The following is a 15,497-nucleotide window of genomic DNA, read 5'->3' on the forward strand; positions in this document are numbered from 1 at the left end:
TCCGAAGGCGTGGCTGCACACCCCCCTGCGGGGCGGCGGCATCCTGATTTGTCCGGAAGGTGTCGCTGGCCGTCGTTCACGCGCCTCTGCGCCTTCGACGACCAGCTATACACAAAATGGAATTATATTCAAAATAATAATTTCATTCTAAATCATAGTCGGGTGATGACAGCCTTGCCGGCAGCAAGTGCCTGCAACGCGCGTGCGCGTGGCGACAGGCTGGAATTGAAACCGGCATTCGCAATCTCGATGCTCACGGGCACCGTCTCGGGCAGTGCCTTGATGAGCGCCCGAAGATCGATGCCGCCCTGCCCCGGCAGCAGGCGGCCACCCCGTGCGATTTCGATGAGCCCGGCGTCGCTCGGGTCGTATTCGGCCGGGGCGTCACAGAGCTGAAAATAGTGGATGGTCTCCGGCGGGATGAGCGCGAGGTCCTCGACACGCCCGCCCGTGCGATCCCAATGCAGAGCATCGGCCAGCACGCCGCCATTCGCCTGGCCGGCGGCCTTGACGATCGCCACGGCCTCGGCGGCATTTCGCACGCCGGTCCAGGGCATGAATTCGAGATCGGCGGTCATGCCGTAACCCGCCGCAAGCTCGGCAAAGGATGCGAAGGTCTGCGCGAGGCGCGCATGATCCGTGTCGTCGCCCGCGACCAGAATGTTGGCGGCGCCGAGCGCGGCCGCGCAATCCAGGAAGGGCGTGAAGTCCGTCGCCTTCGTTTCCGGCTTCAGCCGTACGATCTCGACGTCGCCAACCCGCATGCCGGTGTCGGCCAGCGCAGCGCGGGCTTCGGCGAGCACGGCCTTGTCGGTCAGGACGGGATAGGGTGCCTCTCCGCTCGCTGCCGCCGGCAGCAGCCGCAGGCCGACGCTTGAATATCCCGTCTCGGCCGCAATGCGGATCGCCTCGGCGGGTGCGACGTCCGGTATCGTCAGGAAGGCGAGTGCATACTGTCTTTCCATGGTGGCCTCACCTCGCGCTCAGATAGTCGACCATCAGGTCGCGGACCTCGACGAACATGTCGACGCCGGTAATCGCGCGGCAGCCGATAGACCGCGCACGCCTGACCAGCGGCGAGACCGCCGGTTTGGTGATGACCTCGCCGATGAACATGTCGGGTGTCAGCTTGTCGCCATCGAAGGGCAGCGGATCGCCGTCCTTCATGCCCGACGGCGTCGCATTCACGACCACATCGAAGCCGGTCGGATCCGCACTGCCGGCAAAGACCTTCGCCATGCCGAGCGACGAAAGACGTGCGATGAGCGCGGTGCGCCTGATATCGTCCATTTCATGGATGGCAAGCTCGGCAACGCCCGCCAGCACCAGTGCATGCCCGATGGCGCTGCCCGCACCGCCCGCGCCGGCCAGAACGGCGCGCTTTCCTTCAAGCACGCAACCGGCCTTCCGCAGCGCGGAGACATGGCCGATGCCGTCGAACATGTCGCCTTCCCAGCCGGTTTCCGTGCGCCGCAGCGTATTGACGGCGCCGAGGAACGCAGCACGCTCCGACAGCCGGTCGACCATGTGCACGGCGGAAATCTTGTGCGGCACGGTCACGATCACGCCATCGAGATTCTTGAGCGTCTTCAATCCCGCCCAGAACACATCGAGATCCTGTGGCGAGACGTGGCCCGGAATGCATAGCGCGTTATGGCCGCGTGCCTGCAGCATCTCGCTGACCCCCGCCGGCGACTTCACCTGCGCGATCGGATCACCGATCACGAAATGGAGGCGCGATGCGCCGTCGAGTTCCAGATTCATGATCCCTCCCATAAAACTGAATGATATTCTATTATGGAATACACATCCAATATTATCAGGTCCAGAGGGAATCGTCTCTTCTGCCGATAGTGCCGCAGGCGCTATGAGCCCGTCGCCGCCATCTCGGCAGCAACGGTGCGGATCGCCTGCATCAGCAGGGAGAGCGGAAGAGATGGCGGCGTGTCGGCGCGCATCGTCAATCCAACGGGACCGCGCGTTTCCACCGTCTCCAGCGGGAGCGCCGCGAGCACGCCGTCGGCGATATCGCCCGCGACCACGCCTTCCGAAATGATCCAGACGGCATCGCTCATGCGCAGATAGGCGCGGCCGAAGGCATCCGAAACCGTCTCGATCTGGACGGGTGGCGCAGGGATGCCGTGCGCGATCATGAACTGTTCGACGATCGGGCGGATGACGGAGTTGCGCGTCGGCATCAGCACGGGATAGGCACCGAGCCGGTCGAAGGCATTGGCACAGGCATCGAGGAGCGGGTGGCCGGTGCGCGTGACGAACAGCACCCGCTCCGAATAGAGATGTTCGAAGGAGAAGCCGGTCATCTTTTCCGGCGCGGCAAGGCGGCCGACGACGAGATCGAGATCGCCGACCCGCAATTGCTCGAGAAGGACGGCGTTCTCGCCCGTCACGATCTTGACCGGACCGACGGTTCCCCCGGCAAGGAAACGGTTCATCGCCTGCGGCATGATGCGGGCGGAGACCGTGGGCAGCGCGCCAATCCGCACGGGGGGACCGGATAGCGCAGCCTCCTGCGAAACGGAATCCACCGCCTGGCGAAGCGCCGTCAAGGTCGCGCCCGCATGGCGCATGAAAACCTCGCCATAGCGCGTGGTGCGGGTGCCGCGCCCCTCGCGCTCAAAGAGTGCAACGCCTAGAATGCCCTCCAGTTCGCGGATCGTCTTCGTCACCGCCGGCTGGCTGACATGCAGGAGTTCCGCCGCGCGGTTGACGCTTTTTTGACGCGCCACCTCCAGAAAGGCTTGCAAATGCCGAAACTTGATCCGGGGGTCGATTGGTGAAACCATAACTCTCAGGTTATATTTATCGTCGAAAATCTCATTTTACTTAACCGTTTTATAATTGCTACACCCGGATCAAGAGGAGCGCCATCATGAAGTTTCTGCACGTCGGCGATGCCGCGATCCACTATCGCACCGCAGGCATCGCGCAGGGCAAGCCCGTCATCGCCTTCATCAACTCGCTCGGCACCGATTTCCGCATATGGGATGCGGTCATGGACGCGCTGGGCGACGATTACGGCTATGTGCTGCACGACAAGCGCGGCCACGGGCTTTCCGGCACCGGCACGCCGCCCTATTCGATCGACCGCCATGCAGACGACCTCATCGCCCTTCTCGACCACCTGAAGGTCGAAAAGGCAATCGTCTGGGGCCTTTCCGTCGGCGGCCTCATCGCGCAGGCGGTGCATGACAAGCGCCCCGGGATCGTAGAGGCGCTGGTCCTGTCCAACACCGCCCACAAGATCGGCACGCCCGACATGTGGAACACGCGCATCGACACCATTCTGGCCAACGGCCTTTCCGGCATGATCGACCCGATCATGGAACGCTGGTTCACCCCGCCGTTCCGCACGGCCGACAATGCGCTTTATGCCGGCTGCCGCACCATGCTTGCCCGCCAACCGGTAGACGGCTATTGCGGAACCTGCGCGGCCATTCGCGATGCCGACTATACCGAGGCCGCCGCACGGATCGCCGTGCCGACCCTGTGCGTCGTGGGCGATCAGGACGGCTCCACCCCGCCCGAACTGGTCAGATCGCTTGCCGGCCTGATTGCCGGCAGCGCCTTCGTCGAAATTCCCGGCTGCGGCCATATTCCCTGTATCGAGCAGCCGGCCGCCTACAGCGCCGCCGTCCGCGCCTTTCTGACATCCCTGCCGGAGCATCGAGCATGACCGAACCCACGCAGCCCTCCGAACGCTACACCGAGGGCATGGCGACCCGGCGCGCCGTGCTGGGCGATGCGCATGTGGACCGTGCAAGCGCCAATGCGACGCCCTTCGACCAGCCGTTCCAGACGTTGATCACCGAAGCGGCCTGGGGCACCGTCTGGTCGGGCAGCCAGTGGACCAAGCGCGAGCGCTCGATGGTCACGATCGCGCTTCTGGCCGCGCTTGGGCAGGATGAGGAAGTGGCCATGCATGTGCGCGCCACCGCCAATACCGGCGCCACGGAGGAAGACATTCGCGAGGCGCTGATGCATGTCGCGATCTATGCCGGCGTGCCGGCGGCCAACCATGCCTTCAAGATCGCCAAGCAGACGCTTGCCGGCATGCGCGCCGAAAACACCGAGAAGGAGGGAGTGAAATGAGCAACCGCCCGCCCGAGACAGGGCCTTTCTTCGCACGGGACCGCGATATCCACCCGCCGGCCTACACGCCCTGGTACAAGACTTCCATCCTGCGTTCCCCGCAGCGCGCGCTGATTTCGCTTGAGGGCACCAAGAGCGAGATCACCGGGCCGGTTTTCGGCCACGGCATGCTCAACCCGCTCGATAACGACCTTATCCTGAACTATGCCAAGCCCGGCGAAATGCCGATCGGCCCGCGTATCCTCGTGCATGGCCGCGTGCTGGACGAGCGCGGCGCAGGTGTTCCGGGCGCCCTGGTCGAGTTCTGGCAGGCCAATGCCGGCGGTCGCTACCGCCACAAGAAGGAAACCTACCTGGCCGCGGTCGATCCGAATTTCGGCGGCGTCGGGCGCACTATCACGGATGAGACCGGTTACTACTGGTTCAAGACGATCCAGCCCGGCCCCTATCCTTGGCCGAACGGCGTCAACGACTGGCGCCCGGCGCATATCCACTTCTCGATCTTCGGCCACGGCTTCCAGCAGCGCCTAATCACCCAGATGTATTTCGAAGGCGACCCGCTGATCTGGCGTTGTCCCATCGTCAAGACGGTCCCTGACGAGGATGCGATCCGCCGTCTCGTCGCCCCGCTCGACATGAACGCGACCATTCCCATGGACATGCGCGCCTACAAGTTCGACATCGTGCTGCGGGGCCGCCGCTCCACCTTCTTCGAGAACCGCCCGGAGGGTAACTGACATGGTTCAACCGCTCGGCTATATCAGGGAAAGCGCCTCGCAGACCGCAGGTCCCTATGTCCATATCGGCTGCACGCCGAACTTCGTCGGCATTCACGGCGTCTTCGACAGGGATCTCGGTTCCGGCGCACTCTATAACGACGAGACGCGCGGAACCCGCGTCACCATCCGCGGCACCGTCTATGACGGCGGCGGTTATGCGCTGAAGGACGCACTGGTCGAAATCTGGCAGGCGGACGATGCCGGTTTCTACAACAGCCCGAGCGAAACGCGCGGCGAAGCGGATCCGAATTTCCTCGGCTGGGGCCGTTCGCCCGGCGACATGGATACCGGCGAGTTCGTGTTCGAGACGATCAAGCCCGGCCGCGTGCCCTTCAAGGACGGCCGCTGGATGGCGCCGCACATCACCTTCTGGATCGTCGCGCGCGGCATCAATATCGGCCTGCATACCCGCATGTACTTCCCCGAGGACGAGGCGGCCAATGCAGAGGATCCGGTTCTCGCCCGCATCGAGCACAAGGACCGCATCCCGACGCTGATCGCGAAGAAGGAAGGCGACAACACCTACCGCTTCGACATCCGGCTGCAGGGCGAAGGCGAAACCGTGTTCTTCGACATCTGAAGATGAGCCTCACCCCGTTCGAGCACCCCTTCCTCTCCGGCCTGATGGGCGACGCCGAGGTCGTGCCGCTCTTTTCGGCCGCGGCCGATATCGCCGCCATGCTGCGTTTCGAGACGGCGCTGGCACACGCCGAGGCCGAGCACGGCGTCATTCCCGGGGACGCGGCTGCGTCCATCGCCTCCGCTCTGTCGGACTTCACGCCCGACATGGACGCTCTGGCAAACGGGGTGGCAAGCGACGGCGTCGTGATCCCGGAGTTCGTGCGGCAGTTGCGCCGGACGGTCGGCGGCGCGGCGTCCGAAAACGTGCATTTCGGCGCAACAAGCCAGGACGTCATCGATACCAGCCTGATCCTCCGGCTGAAGGCCGCGACAAGCGTTCTCGCAGGCAGGCTGGCATCCGCAATCGCTGGCTTCGACGCCCTTCAGGCGCGCGACGGCGAAAATGCCCTGATGGGCCACACCCGCATGCAGGCGGCCATTCCCATCACCGTCGCGGACCGGGTTCAAAGCTGGCGCGCGCCGCTTGATCGCTGCGCAAAGCGGCTGGCGCATTTCAGCGCCGAAGGCTTTGCCGTACAGTTCGGCGGGGCCGCCGGCACCCTCGAAAAGCTCGGCGGCAAGGGTGCGGATGTGAGGGCGGCTCTGGCCCGCCGGCTCGACCTTGCCGACCGGCCGCAATGGCACAGCCAGCGCGACGGTCTGGCGGAGTTCGCCGGCATCCTCTCGCTCATCTCGGGAAGCCTCGGAAAATTCGGGCAGGATGTGGCGCTGCTGGCAGAAGTCGGCGGCGATATCCGCCTGTCCGGCGGCGGCGGTTCCTCCGCCATGCCGCACAAGCAGAACCCGGTCGCGGCCGAACTTCTCGTCTCGCTCGCGCGCTTCAACGCCGTGCAGCTTTCCGCCATGCACCAGTCGCTTGTGCACGAACAGGAACGGTCCGGCGCGGCCTGGACGCTGGAATGGCTCGTGCTGCCGCAGATGGTGACGGCGACGGGCGTCGCACTTTCGACGGCCATCCGCCTTCTCGGCCAGATCGACCGGCTGGGGCGCGCAACGCATGAGGGATGAGGCGGCTTAGGCGCCAGGACGACCATGCTCTACCTTGACGTAGCGCAGCACCATGTCGGCGACATGGCCGGACAGCGTGTCCTGGCCATCAGGCGTAAAGAGCGCGTCGCCGAAGAGGAAGGAAAAGGTGGCGGCATTCGACACGTTGAAGAACGAAAGCGCGCTGATCTGCCAGTGCAGTTCCAGCGGATTGAGCCCCTCGCGGAACAGGCCGGCCTCCTGCCCGCGCTTCAGCACGGCTTCCAGCGCCTCGATCGCCAAACGGTTCAGTCCCCGGATGTTTTCCGAAAGCTGCATGTGCCGGCCATGATGGATGTTCTCGATCATCACCATGCGGATGAAGGACGGATTGCGGCGATGGTGGTCGAAGGTATAGCGACAGAGCTTCACCAGCGCCGCGACAGGATCGAGCCCTTCCAGCTCAAGCTCGCTCTCACCCCCACGCACCTTCGCATAAGCCTCTTCCAGAACGCGCTGGTACAGGCCCTCCTTGTCGCCGAAGTAATAGTAGATCATGCGCTTGGATGTGCGCGTGCGTGCCGCGATCTCGTCGATGCGCGCGCCGGAGAGGCCGTTCTGCGAGAATTCCTCCATCGCAACCGCCAGAATATCGCGACGCACGCCTTCAGGATCCCGCTTGGCCTGCCGGGCCTGTTTCTTTTCGCGCGTCGCGGTGGCCTGTTTCATCGTCATCCATTGCCGGCCACGCCGGCGCATGTCACATTATTAACTGAATCGTACATAACGCCCGAAAGGAAGGCAATATGGCCCCCGTCGACACAGCCAAGGCTCGCGTGGCAATGAAGACCTCGATCGCCACTGTCTCCATCAGCGGCGAATTTCCCGAAAAGCTTGCGGCCATCGCGAAGGCCGGCTTCACGGGCGTCGAGATCTTCGAGAACGATTTCCTGACCTATGATGCCTCGCCGCGCGAAGTGGCGCGGATGGCGGCCGATCACGGGCTCGACATCACGCTGTTCCAGCCCTTCCGCGATTTCGAGGGCATGCCCGAGCCGCACCGTGCCCGCGCCTTCGACCGCGCCCAGCGCAAGTTCGATATCATGGGCGAGCTCGGCACCGATCTCATCCTGATCTGCTCGAACGTCTCGCCGATCTCGCTGGGCGGCATCGACCGCGCCGCGGCCGACTTCCACGAGCTCGGCGACCTCGCCGCGCGCCACGGCGTGCGGGTCGGCTACGAGGCGCTGGCCTGGGGCCGCCATGTCAGCGACCACCGCGACGCATGGGAAGTGGTGCGCCGCGCCGACCACGCCAATGTCGGCATCATCCTCGACAGCTTCCACACCCTTTCGCGCAAGATCGATCCCAACTCGATCCGCTCGATCCCCGGCGACAAGATCTTCATCGTGCAGCTGGCCGACGCGCCGCTGTTCGACATGGACCTGCTCTACTGGAGCCGCCACTTCCGCAATATGCCGGGCGAAGGCGACCTTCCGGTCGTCGACTTCATGCGCGCCGTCGCCGCCACCGGCTATACCGGCCCGCTCTCGCTCGAGATCTTCAACGACCAGTTCCGCGGCGGCTCGGCGCGCGCACTTGCCGAAGACGGCCATCGTTCGCTCGTCTACATCATGGATCAGGTTCGGCGGCTGGAGCCCGATATCGCCATCACGGCACCCGACATGCCCGACCGCATTCACGCGCAAGGTGTCGAGTTCGTCGAGTTCACGACGGCGGCGGAGGACAAGGACGATCTCGCCGCCCTGCTTTCCACGCTCGGCTTTTCCCGCTCGGCCCGTCACCGCAACCGCGACGTGGACCTCTACACGCAGGGTGACATCCGCATCGTGATCAACACCGACACGGACAGCGACAGTTTCGCCAGCGCCTCCTATTCCGTGCACGGCACCAACGCCTATGCCTTCGGGATCAAGGTCGAGAATGCCGCCGACGCGCTGAAGCGCGCAGCGGCACTGGGTGCGCCCACCTTCGCCGAACCGCGCCAGCCCGGCGAGGCCGCCGTGCCCGCCATCCAGGGCGTCGGCAACGGGGTGGTCTATTTCCTCGACGACACGCCGGCGCTCTCAGGCATCTGGAACAACGAGTTCGTCGCCGTCGACACGAAATCCGACACCGCCGCGAGCGCCGGCCTCACCCGCATCGACCATCTGGCGCAGACGACGCGCTATGACGAAATGCTGACCTGGCTTCTCTTCTATACGTCCATCTTCTCGACACGGCGCACGCCGATGGTCGATGTGGTCGATCCGGGCGGCCTCGTGCGCAGCCAGGCCATCGAGAGCGTTCCCGAGCCGGCGTTCCGGCTGACGATGAACGGCGCCGACAGCCGCAAGACCTTTGCCGGCAAGTTCCTGGCGGAAGGCTTCGGCACGAGCATCCAGCACATCGCGCTGGCGACGAACGACATCTTCACCACAGCAAAGCAGCTGGAGGCCCGCGGTTTCCAGGCGCTGCCGATTTCACGCAACTACTATGACGATCTCGAAGCCCGCTTCGGCCTCGAGCCGGAATTTTCCGACGCGCTTCGGGCGGCAAGCATCCTCTACGACCGCGACGACAACGGCGAGTATTTCCAGATCTACAGCCGTACCTTCGGCGAAGGCTTCTTCTTCGAGATCGTCGAGCGGCGCGGCGCCTATGCCGGCTACGGCGCGATGAACGCGCCGTTCCGCATCGCCGCCCAACGGCGCCTCCTGCGCCCCGAAGGCATGCCGAAGAGCTGAGCGATGCGCGGCCCGGACGCCACGGCTGCGTCAGCCAAGCGCGGAGAGATCGACCGCGACCGTCCGTCCGCTTTCCGCAGCCGCGCGGATGGCATCGAGAACGATGAGGTTTGCGGTCGCGTCACGCACGGAGACGAGCGGCGCACCACCATCGCGGACCAGCGTGGCGAAATGCGCGATCTGCGCCTCGTAGGGGTCTGCCGCCGCAACCGTCAGGACGGACGGCTTGAGCTTTCGCGTCCAGTCCGGTTCGCCGTCGGGCTCCCACAGGGTCAGGTCGGGCAGGGAGAGCCCGGCGCGGCTGCCGGCATAGTGATGCGCGCTGACCGGATGGGCCGGGAACCGCACAAGGTTCTCGCCCGCGGTGAGGTCCCAGGCCCAGGGACCGGTCGCCGCATCGGAAATGCACAGCGTGGCAAGCCCGCCGCGCTTGAAGGTCAGCGCCACCGCTGCCGTATCCTCGACCGCAAAGCCGCGCCGCGCGTTGCTGGAAATCGCCTGCACGGTGGCGATCTCGCCGAAGAAATGGCGCATCAGGTCGATTTCGTGAACGAGGTTGATGAGAAGCGGTCCCCCGGCGCCCGGCGCGCGCCGCCATCCCGCTTCAAAGTAGGAGGCGGGCTTCGCCAGCGCACAGGTGACGGTCGCCATGACGAGATCGCCGATCCGGCCGGCATGGATTGCGGCATGCGCGGCGCGGATGATCGGGTTGTGACGGCGATGATGGCCGACGAGGAGCGGCACGCCGGTTTCCTCGGCAACAGTGATAAGCCGCAGCGCGGAGGCAAGGCTCTCGGCAACGGGCTTTTCCAGCAGGACCGGGATGCCCGCCTTCATCAGCGCCTCGGAAACCGGAAGATGCGTTTCGTTCGGCGTTGCGACGATCGCCGCCTGTGCCAGCCCGGAATCGATCAGCGCGTTCACATCGGGCAGGCATGGCACGCCATGCGCCTCGGCAAGCGCGCGCCCCGCAGGTGCTGGATCGACAAGGGCCGAAAGCTGCACACCGTCCATGCGCGCCAGCGTATCGATATGCGTCTTGCCGATGACGCCCGCACCGACAACCGCTACGGCGATCTTCTCTCTCATAAGGTCCTCCCTGACCACGATGGAAACGTAACAGAACAAAAATAAATTGGAATTCAAGTTTAATATTGAACGTCATTCCATTTTTTGCAATGATCAAGACAGATCTGAAACGCGCTTGCCGGAAGAGGAGGCCGCATGCAGCAGTTTGAAACAGCAGACGTGCCCCGGCCGCGCCGCGCCCGAACCATCGGAATATGGGCGTGAGCCGCGTTCTCGTCACCGGCGGCACCGGCTTCGTCGGGCTGCGCGCGGCCGCTGCACTCGCCGCCGCTGGCCACTCCGTGCGGGTCTTCGACCTCGCGCCCCGCCCCGAACGGCTCCCGCCGGGCCTTGATGCGGAAATCGTCGCGGGCGATATAACGGACACCGCATCCGTTATCGAGGCAGCGCATGGCTGTGATGGAATTGTCCATCTCGCGGGGCTGATGACGGTGGACTGCGCCCGCGACCCGGTGCTCGGTGCGCGCGTCAATCTCATCGGCAGCCTCAATGTCTTCGAGGCGGCAAAGGCCCGCCGCCTGCCGGTTGCCTATCTCTCGACGGCCGGCGTGTTCGGTCCGGAAGACGCCATCCATCCGAAGCCCATGACCATCTACGGTGCGACCAAGCTTGCGGTGGAAGGCGCGGCCCGCGCCTTCTTCCTCGACCATGGCGTGCCGAGCCTGGGCCTGCGTCCCTATATCGTCTACGGGCCGGGCATCAGCGCGGGCATCGCCGCCGGCCCGTCGATCGCTCTTGCCGCGGCTGCGCACCGCAAACCGGCGCAAATCCGCTTTTCCGGCCGTGTCGGGTTCGTTTTCGTCGATGACGTCGCCCGGCTGCTCACCGCAGCGATGACCGCGCCGCTGACGGGCGCGACCGCGCTCACGATGGCCGGCGATACCGCCGAAATGGATGACTTCGTGACCGAGCTGTCGCAGCAGTCGGGCTGGTCGGACATCACCATCGACGGGCCGCCATTGCGTATCCCCGCCGACCTCGCCTCGGACCCGGTTCCGGCCGCGCTTGGTGCTCAGCCGATCACCGATATCAAGACCGGCATCCGCCTGTCGCTTGCCGAACTGACGGGCGCAGCGGCCGTGGAATCGTCCAATGTTTAATCCCCATCGTCCATTTCCCCGCCACCGATGGCATGGTCTTGTCAATCATCAAGACGACCGCCTGTCGGACAAGACGAACCGCCGTGTGCGGATATAGAGAGAAGGTAAGGCAAGAATAGGCAAATCGCGGCCTGCCGGGGAGGAGACCTGGAGACTGCGTTTCGAAAACGAACCATTCGGGTGCGCTTTCGGATTTTCGGCATATGATCATTCAAGGGAGGAACACGATGATCAAGAAACTGCTTTCCGCAACGGCAATGGTGCTGGCGCTTGGTGCTGCACCCGCGCTCGCAGATCTCAAGGTCGGCTCGATCGTCGAGCTGTCCGGCCCCGGCGCCGCCGCCGGCACGAATTTCCGCGATGGCGTGAAAATGGGCTTCGAGGAGATCAATGCCCAGGGCGGCATCCTCAAGGAGCCGGTCAGCGTCATCGAATATGACAGCCAGACCGATCCGCAGGTTTCCCGCGCCATGGTCCAGAAGGCGATCGATGACGAAGTCTACGCCATCATGGGCACCGTCTTCTCGTCTTCGACCGTCGTGAACATGATCGTCGCCAAGCAGTATGGCATTCCGCAGTTCACCGGTTCCGAGGCGCCCTCCATCACCGCCAAGGGCAATCCCTACATCTTCCGCACCGCCTTCGGCTCCCAGAAGGGCGTGCCGAAGATGGTGAAGTACATGGTCGAGAAAATGGGTGTGAAGAAGGTCGGCGTCGCCTGGGCCAACACCGAGTTCGGCAAGGGCGGCCATCAGGCCTTCATCGACGAAGCGGCCAAGGCCGGCCTCGAGATCGTCGTGGACGTTCCCTCCGAACAGGCCCAGGCCGATTTCTCCGCCGACGTGCTGAAGCTGAAGAATTCCGGTGCCGATGCCTTCTTCGTCTACTACACCGAGGAAGAAAGCGCGCGCTTCCTGCGCGAGGCCCGCAAGCAGGGTATCGAAAAGCCGCTGATCGGCGAAACCACCCTGATCGGCCACAAGGTGATCGAGCTTGCCGGCGATGCCGCGAACGGCGCCATGGGCCATGTCGGCCTGACGCCGGACGCCGATGTCCCGGCCCTGAAGGACATGGTCGAGCGCTTCAAGACCAAGTTCAAGTACACGCCGGACCATAATGCCATCAAGGGCTACACCGCCGCCTGGACGCTGAAATACGTCACCGAAATGGTCGGATCGCCGGACAGCAAGGCCATTGCCGAAAAAATGCATGGCCTCACCCTCAAAGCTGCCGAATATCCTGGCGTCCTCCTGGATGTGAGCTGGGACGAAACGGGTGAAATGTCGCGCGAGAGCTTCTTCGTGAAGGTCGAGAACGGCAAGCAGGTCGTCGAGGCCATCCTGCCCGCGAACTGACCGGCCCGACCGGTTCCTGGCCGGCGGTGCATTCCGCCGCCGGCATACCTATCCAACATCGCCAAGCCGACCACCAGCCCTTGAGGACTTCATCATGGCCGAGCTTCTCCAAATCCTGATCTCCGGCCTCGCCGCAGGTTCCATCTACGCGCTTGCCGCCGTCGGCTTCACGCTGCTCTGGCAGGCGTCGCAGACGATCAACTTCGCCCAGGGCGAATTCGTCATGCTGCCGGCCTTCTTCGTCCTCATCGGCATGACCATGCTCGGCCTGCCGTTGTGGACATCCGTCATCCTCGCGCTGGTGCTGTCGCTCCTCATCCTCGGCGTCGCCTTCAAGCGCCTGATCGTCGAGCCCATGCTGCCGCACGGCACGCTGCCGCTGGTCATCGCCACGATCGCGCTCGGCCTTCTGATGAAGGAGAGCGTGAAGGAATTCTACGGCGCGACCGCCCAGCCCTTCCCCGCCATCTTCCCGCAGGATGTCTATCACATCGCAGGCGCCAGCGTTTCCCTGCAAGATATCGGCAATCTCGTCGTCTCCATGCTCGCCATCGGCGGCCTACAGCTCTTCCTCAGCCGCACCCGCACGGGCCGCTGCATGCAGGCGAGCGCGCAGAATCCGGCCGTCGCCGAAATCCTCGGCGTCAACGTCAAGCGCATGGTGCTCTACACGTTCCTGATCAACGCGACGCTCGCCACCATCGCCTCGGTCCTCATCTCGCCGATCTATCTGGCGAAATTCTCGAACGGTGAAACGCTCGGCCTCGTCGCCTTCATCGCGGCCATCGTCGGAGGGTTCAACCAGATCCGCGGCGCTCTCGTCGGCGGACTGCTGATCGGCGTCATCGACAATCTCTCGGCCGTCTACATCTCCGCCCAGTATCGCTCGGCCATGCCGCTCATCCTGCTCATCGTCATCATTCTGCTGCGCCCGCAGGGCCTGCTCGGCACTCCGGAAGGGAGAACCGTATGACCCGTCTTCGCCCCCTTCTTCTGCTTGCCGGCGTCGCGGCCCTCATCCTGGCGCCCATCGGCCAGGGCAACTACATCGTCTACACGCTTTGCTCGTGGCTCCTGTTTTCCATCGCCGCCATGGGCCTGAACCTGACGCTCGGCTATGCCGGCCAGGTCAGCCTGGCGCAGGCCGCCTTCATGGGCATCGGCGCCTATATCACCGCGCTGATGACGCTTGCCGGCATGCACTGGGGCGTGGCGGTCATCGCCTCGATCCTCTCCAGCTTTGCCGTCGGCCTGCTGCTCGGTTACCCGGCGCTGCGCGTCCAGCATCACTTCCTCGCCTTCGTCACGCTTGCCTTCAACACCTTGCTGTTTCTCGTGCTGCGCAACGAGGAAGACATTACCGGCGGCTCCTTCGGCCTCAGCGGCATGGAGCGCCCGTCCTTCTTCGGCTTCTCGACGGACAGCAACCTCGCCTTCTACTACTTCTCGCTGGTCTGTTTCCTGATCGCCGCCTTCGCGATGTGGTGGATCCTGCGCTCGCCCTGGGGGCGCGCCTTCAAGGCCTTGCGCGAGAACCCGATCCGCGCCGAAAGCCTCGGCCTGAAGGTACGCCGCCAGACGCTGCTCGCCTTCGCCATCGGCTCGGCCTTCGGTGGCCTCGCCGGCGCGCTCCAGTCGCCGCTGGTGCAGTTCATCGAACCTTCGAGCTTCGCCCTCACGCATTCGCTGAAGCTGCTTCTCATGGTCGTCGTCGGTGGCGCAGGCTTCTTCTTCGGGCCGATGCTGGGGGCCGCGGTGGTCATCCTGCTGCCAGAAGTGCTGCGCTTCACCGAGGGCTACTACCTCATCATCTACGCCTTCCTCGTGATCGTCCTCATGGTCTATTCGCCGAACGGCCTGATCGGCCTCGGGCAGAAGCTGTTCGAGAAGCTGAAGCCGAAACACGAAGCCCGTCGCGATCTCAAACAGGGAGTCCAGCTGTGAACATGCACACCAGGCAACACGACGGCCCCATTCTTTCGGTCCGCAATATTTCCAAGCAGTTCGGCGGCATCCGCGCGGTCAACGGCGTGAGTTTCGATGTCCAACGCGGCGAGATCCTCGGCCTGATCGGCCCCAACGGCTCCGGCAAGTCGACGCTGTTCAACTGCATCCTTGGCCAGCTGCGCCCAACGGAAGGCCATTGCGAGATCGAAGGTCGGTCGACCGACGGCGTGCGCCCCGCAGACCTTTCCCTGATGGGCGTCGGACGCACCTTCCAGCAGCTTTCGGTCTTCCCGAAAATGTCGGTGCTCGACAATGTCATCCTTGCCGGGCAGGAACACGAGGGCTCGATGCTCTCGCGCCTCTTCGGCAAATCCGATGCGGGGCTCACGGAAAAAGCCGAGCAGCTGATCGAGTTCTTCCGCCTGACGCCCTACCGCGATACGGCGGCGGGATCGCTCTCCTACGGCCAACAGAAGCTCGTCGACGCCGCCATGGCCTTCATGGCCGGCCCCGGCATCGTCCTTCTCGACGAGCCGGCCGGCGGCGTGAACCTCACCATGCTCGGCCACCTCAAGGAACGGCTGATCACCTATAACCGCGAACACGGCACGACCTTCGTCGTCATCGAACACAACATGGAGTTCGTGATGTCGCTGTGCACGCGCATCATCGTGCTGGCGCAGGGCGAGATCATCGCCGAGGGGAGCCCGGACGAGATCCGGTCGAACCAGATGGTCATCGACGCTTATCTCGGAGGCTGAC

Annotated in this window: 16 protein-coding genes; 11 read left to right on the forward strand and 5 right to left on the reverse strand. The window is 64.3% G+C overall.

Going from position 1 to position 15,497, the window contains the following annotated elements; all coding sequences use genetic code 11:
• Positions 1 to 152: 152 nt before the first annotated feature.
• From K6301_RS12780 to pcaQ, 3 genes are all read right to left on the reverse strand, one after another.
• Positions 153 to 965 (reverse strand): sugar phosphate isomerase/epimerase family protein, encoded by an 813-nt coding sequence (locus K6301_RS12780; protein WP_247217437.1) that lies wholly within the window; start codon positions 963 to 965, stop codon positions 153 to 155.
• A 7-nt stretch (positions 966 to 972) separates the two neighbouring features.
• Positions 973 to 1,764 (reverse strand): shikimate dehydrogenase family protein, encoded by a 792-nt coding sequence (locus tag K6301_RS12785; protein WP_247217439.1) that lies wholly within the window; start codon positions 1,762 to 1,764, stop codon positions 973 to 975.
• Positions 1,765 to 1,865: 101 nt separating this feature from the next.
• A complete protein-coding gene (gene pcaQ, locus K6301_RS12790) occupies positions 1,866 to 2,804 on the reverse strand; it encodes a pca operon transcription factor PcaQ (RefSeq protein ID WP_247217441.1) in 939 nt (312 codons plus the stop codon).
• 86 nt (positions 2,805 to 2,890) lie between these two features.
• Here pcaQ and pcaD point away from each other — a divergent pair, with 86 nt between their 5' ends.
• From pcaD to K6301_RS12815, 5 genes are read left to right on the forward strand one after another with little or no spacing between them, the layout of a single operon-like run.
• Complete coding sequence (gene pcaD / locus K6301_RS12795; RefSeq protein ID WP_247217443.1) at positions 2,891 to 3,694, forward strand: 3-oxoadipate enol-lactonase; 804 nt, start codon at positions 2,891 to 2,893, stop codon at positions 3,692 to 3,694.
• Positions 3,691 to 4,110: a 4-carboxymuconolactone decarboxylase gene (gene pcaC / locus K6301_RS12800; RefSeq protein WP_247217445.1), complete on the forward strand. Its 420-nt coding sequence runs from the start codon at positions 3,691 to 3,693 to the stop codon at positions 4,108 to 4,110. Before pcaD ends, pcaC begins: the two co-directional genes overlap by 4 nt.
• Positions 4,107 to 4,847: a protocatechuate 3,4-dioxygenase subunit beta gene (gene pcaH / locus K6301_RS12805; protein ID WP_134652252.1), complete on the forward strand. Its 741-nt coding sequence runs from the start codon at positions 4,107 to 4,109 to the stop codon at positions 4,845 to 4,847. The genes pcaC and pcaH overlap by 4 nt, the downstream gene beginning before the upstream one ends.
• A gap of 1 nt (position 4,848) precedes the next feature.
• Positions 4,849 to 5,469, forward strand: coding sequence for a protocatechuate 3,4-dioxygenase subunit alpha (pcaG, locus tag K6301_RS12810; protein ID WP_247217447.1), 621 nt, complete (start codon positions 4,849 to 4,851; stop codon positions 5,467 to 5,469).
• A gap of 2 nt (positions 5,470 to 5,471) precedes the next feature.
• Entirely contained in the window at positions 5,472 to 6,539 is a 1,068-nt protein-coding gene (locus K6301_RS12815; protein WP_247217449.1) for a 3-carboxy-cis,cis-muconate cycloisomerase, read from the forward strand.
• A gap of 6 nt (positions 6,540 to 6,545) precedes the next feature.
• On the opposite strand, the gene K6301_RS12820 is transcribed toward K6301_RS12815, so the two are convergent.
• Positions 6,546 to 7,226: a TetR/AcrR family transcriptional regulator gene (locus K6301_RS12820; RefSeq protein WP_247220609.1), complete on the reverse strand. Its 681-nt coding sequence runs from the start codon at positions 7,224 to 7,226 to the stop codon at positions 6,546 to 6,548.
• 113 nt (positions 7,227 to 7,339) lie between these two features.
• On the opposite strand from K6301_RS12820, the gene K6301_RS12825 reads away from it, so the two are divergent.
• Complete coding sequence (locus K6301_RS12825; RefSeq protein ID WP_247220610.1) at positions 7,340 to 9,244, forward strand: bifunctional sugar phosphate isomerase/epimerase/4-hydroxyphenylpyruvate dioxygenase family protein; 1,905 nt, start codon at positions 7,340 to 7,342, stop codon at positions 9,242 to 9,244.
• A 30-nt stretch (positions 9,245 to 9,274) separates the two neighbouring features.
• Here the strand turns inward: K6301_RS12825 and K6301_RS12830 are convergent, their stop codons facing one another.
• Positions 9,275 to 10,333, reverse strand: coding sequence for a Gfo/Idh/MocA family protein (locus tag K6301_RS12830; RefSeq protein ID WP_247217452.1), 1,059 nt, complete (start codon positions 10,331 to 10,333; stop codon positions 9,275 to 9,277).
• Between the two features lie 200 nt (positions 10,334 to 10,533).
• Between K6301_RS12830 and K6301_RS12835 the strand changes: the two genes are divergently transcribed.
• From K6301_RS12835 to K6301_RS12855, 5 genes are all read left to right on the forward strand, one after another.
• Positions 10,534 to 11,433 (forward strand): NAD-dependent epimerase/dehydratase family protein, encoded by a 900-nt coding sequence (locus tag K6301_RS12835; RefSeq protein ID WP_247217454.1) that lies wholly within the window; start codon positions 10,534 to 10,536, stop codon positions 11,431 to 11,433.
• 227 nt (positions 11,434 to 11,660) lie between these two features.
• On the forward strand, positions 11,661 to 12,788 hold the full coding sequence (locus tag K6301_RS12840) for an ABC transporter substrate-binding protein (RefSeq protein WP_247217456.1): 1,128 nt from the start codon (positions 11,661 to 11,663) through the stop codon (positions 12,786 to 12,788).
• Between the two features lie 94 nt (positions 12,789 to 12,882).
• Entirely contained in the window at positions 12,883 to 13,761 is an 879-nt protein-coding gene (locus tag K6301_RS12845; RefSeq protein ID WP_247217458.1) for a branched-chain amino acid ABC transporter permease, read from the forward strand.
• On the forward strand, positions 13,758 to 14,732 hold the full coding sequence (locus K6301_RS12850; RefSeq protein ID WP_247217460.1) for a branched-chain amino acid ABC transporter permease: 975 nt from the start codon (positions 13,758 to 13,760) through the stop codon (positions 14,730 to 14,732). Before K6301_RS12845 ends, K6301_RS12850 begins: the two co-directional genes overlap by 4 nt.
• Positions 14,733 to 14,734: 2 nt before the next feature.
• The gene (locus K6301_RS12855) at positions 14,735 to 15,496 is read left to right on the forward strand and encodes an ABC transporter ATP-binding protein (protein ID WP_247220611.1); all 762 of its coding nucleotides are present in this window, start codon (positions 14,735 to 14,737) and stop codon (positions 15,494 to 15,496) included.
• Position 15,497 lies beyond the last annotated feature (1 nt).

The organism is Shinella oryzae (assembly GCF_023038235.1).
Lineage (GTDB): Bacteria > Pseudomonadota > Alphaproteobacteria > Rhizobiales > Rhizobiaceae > Shinella > Shinella sumterensis.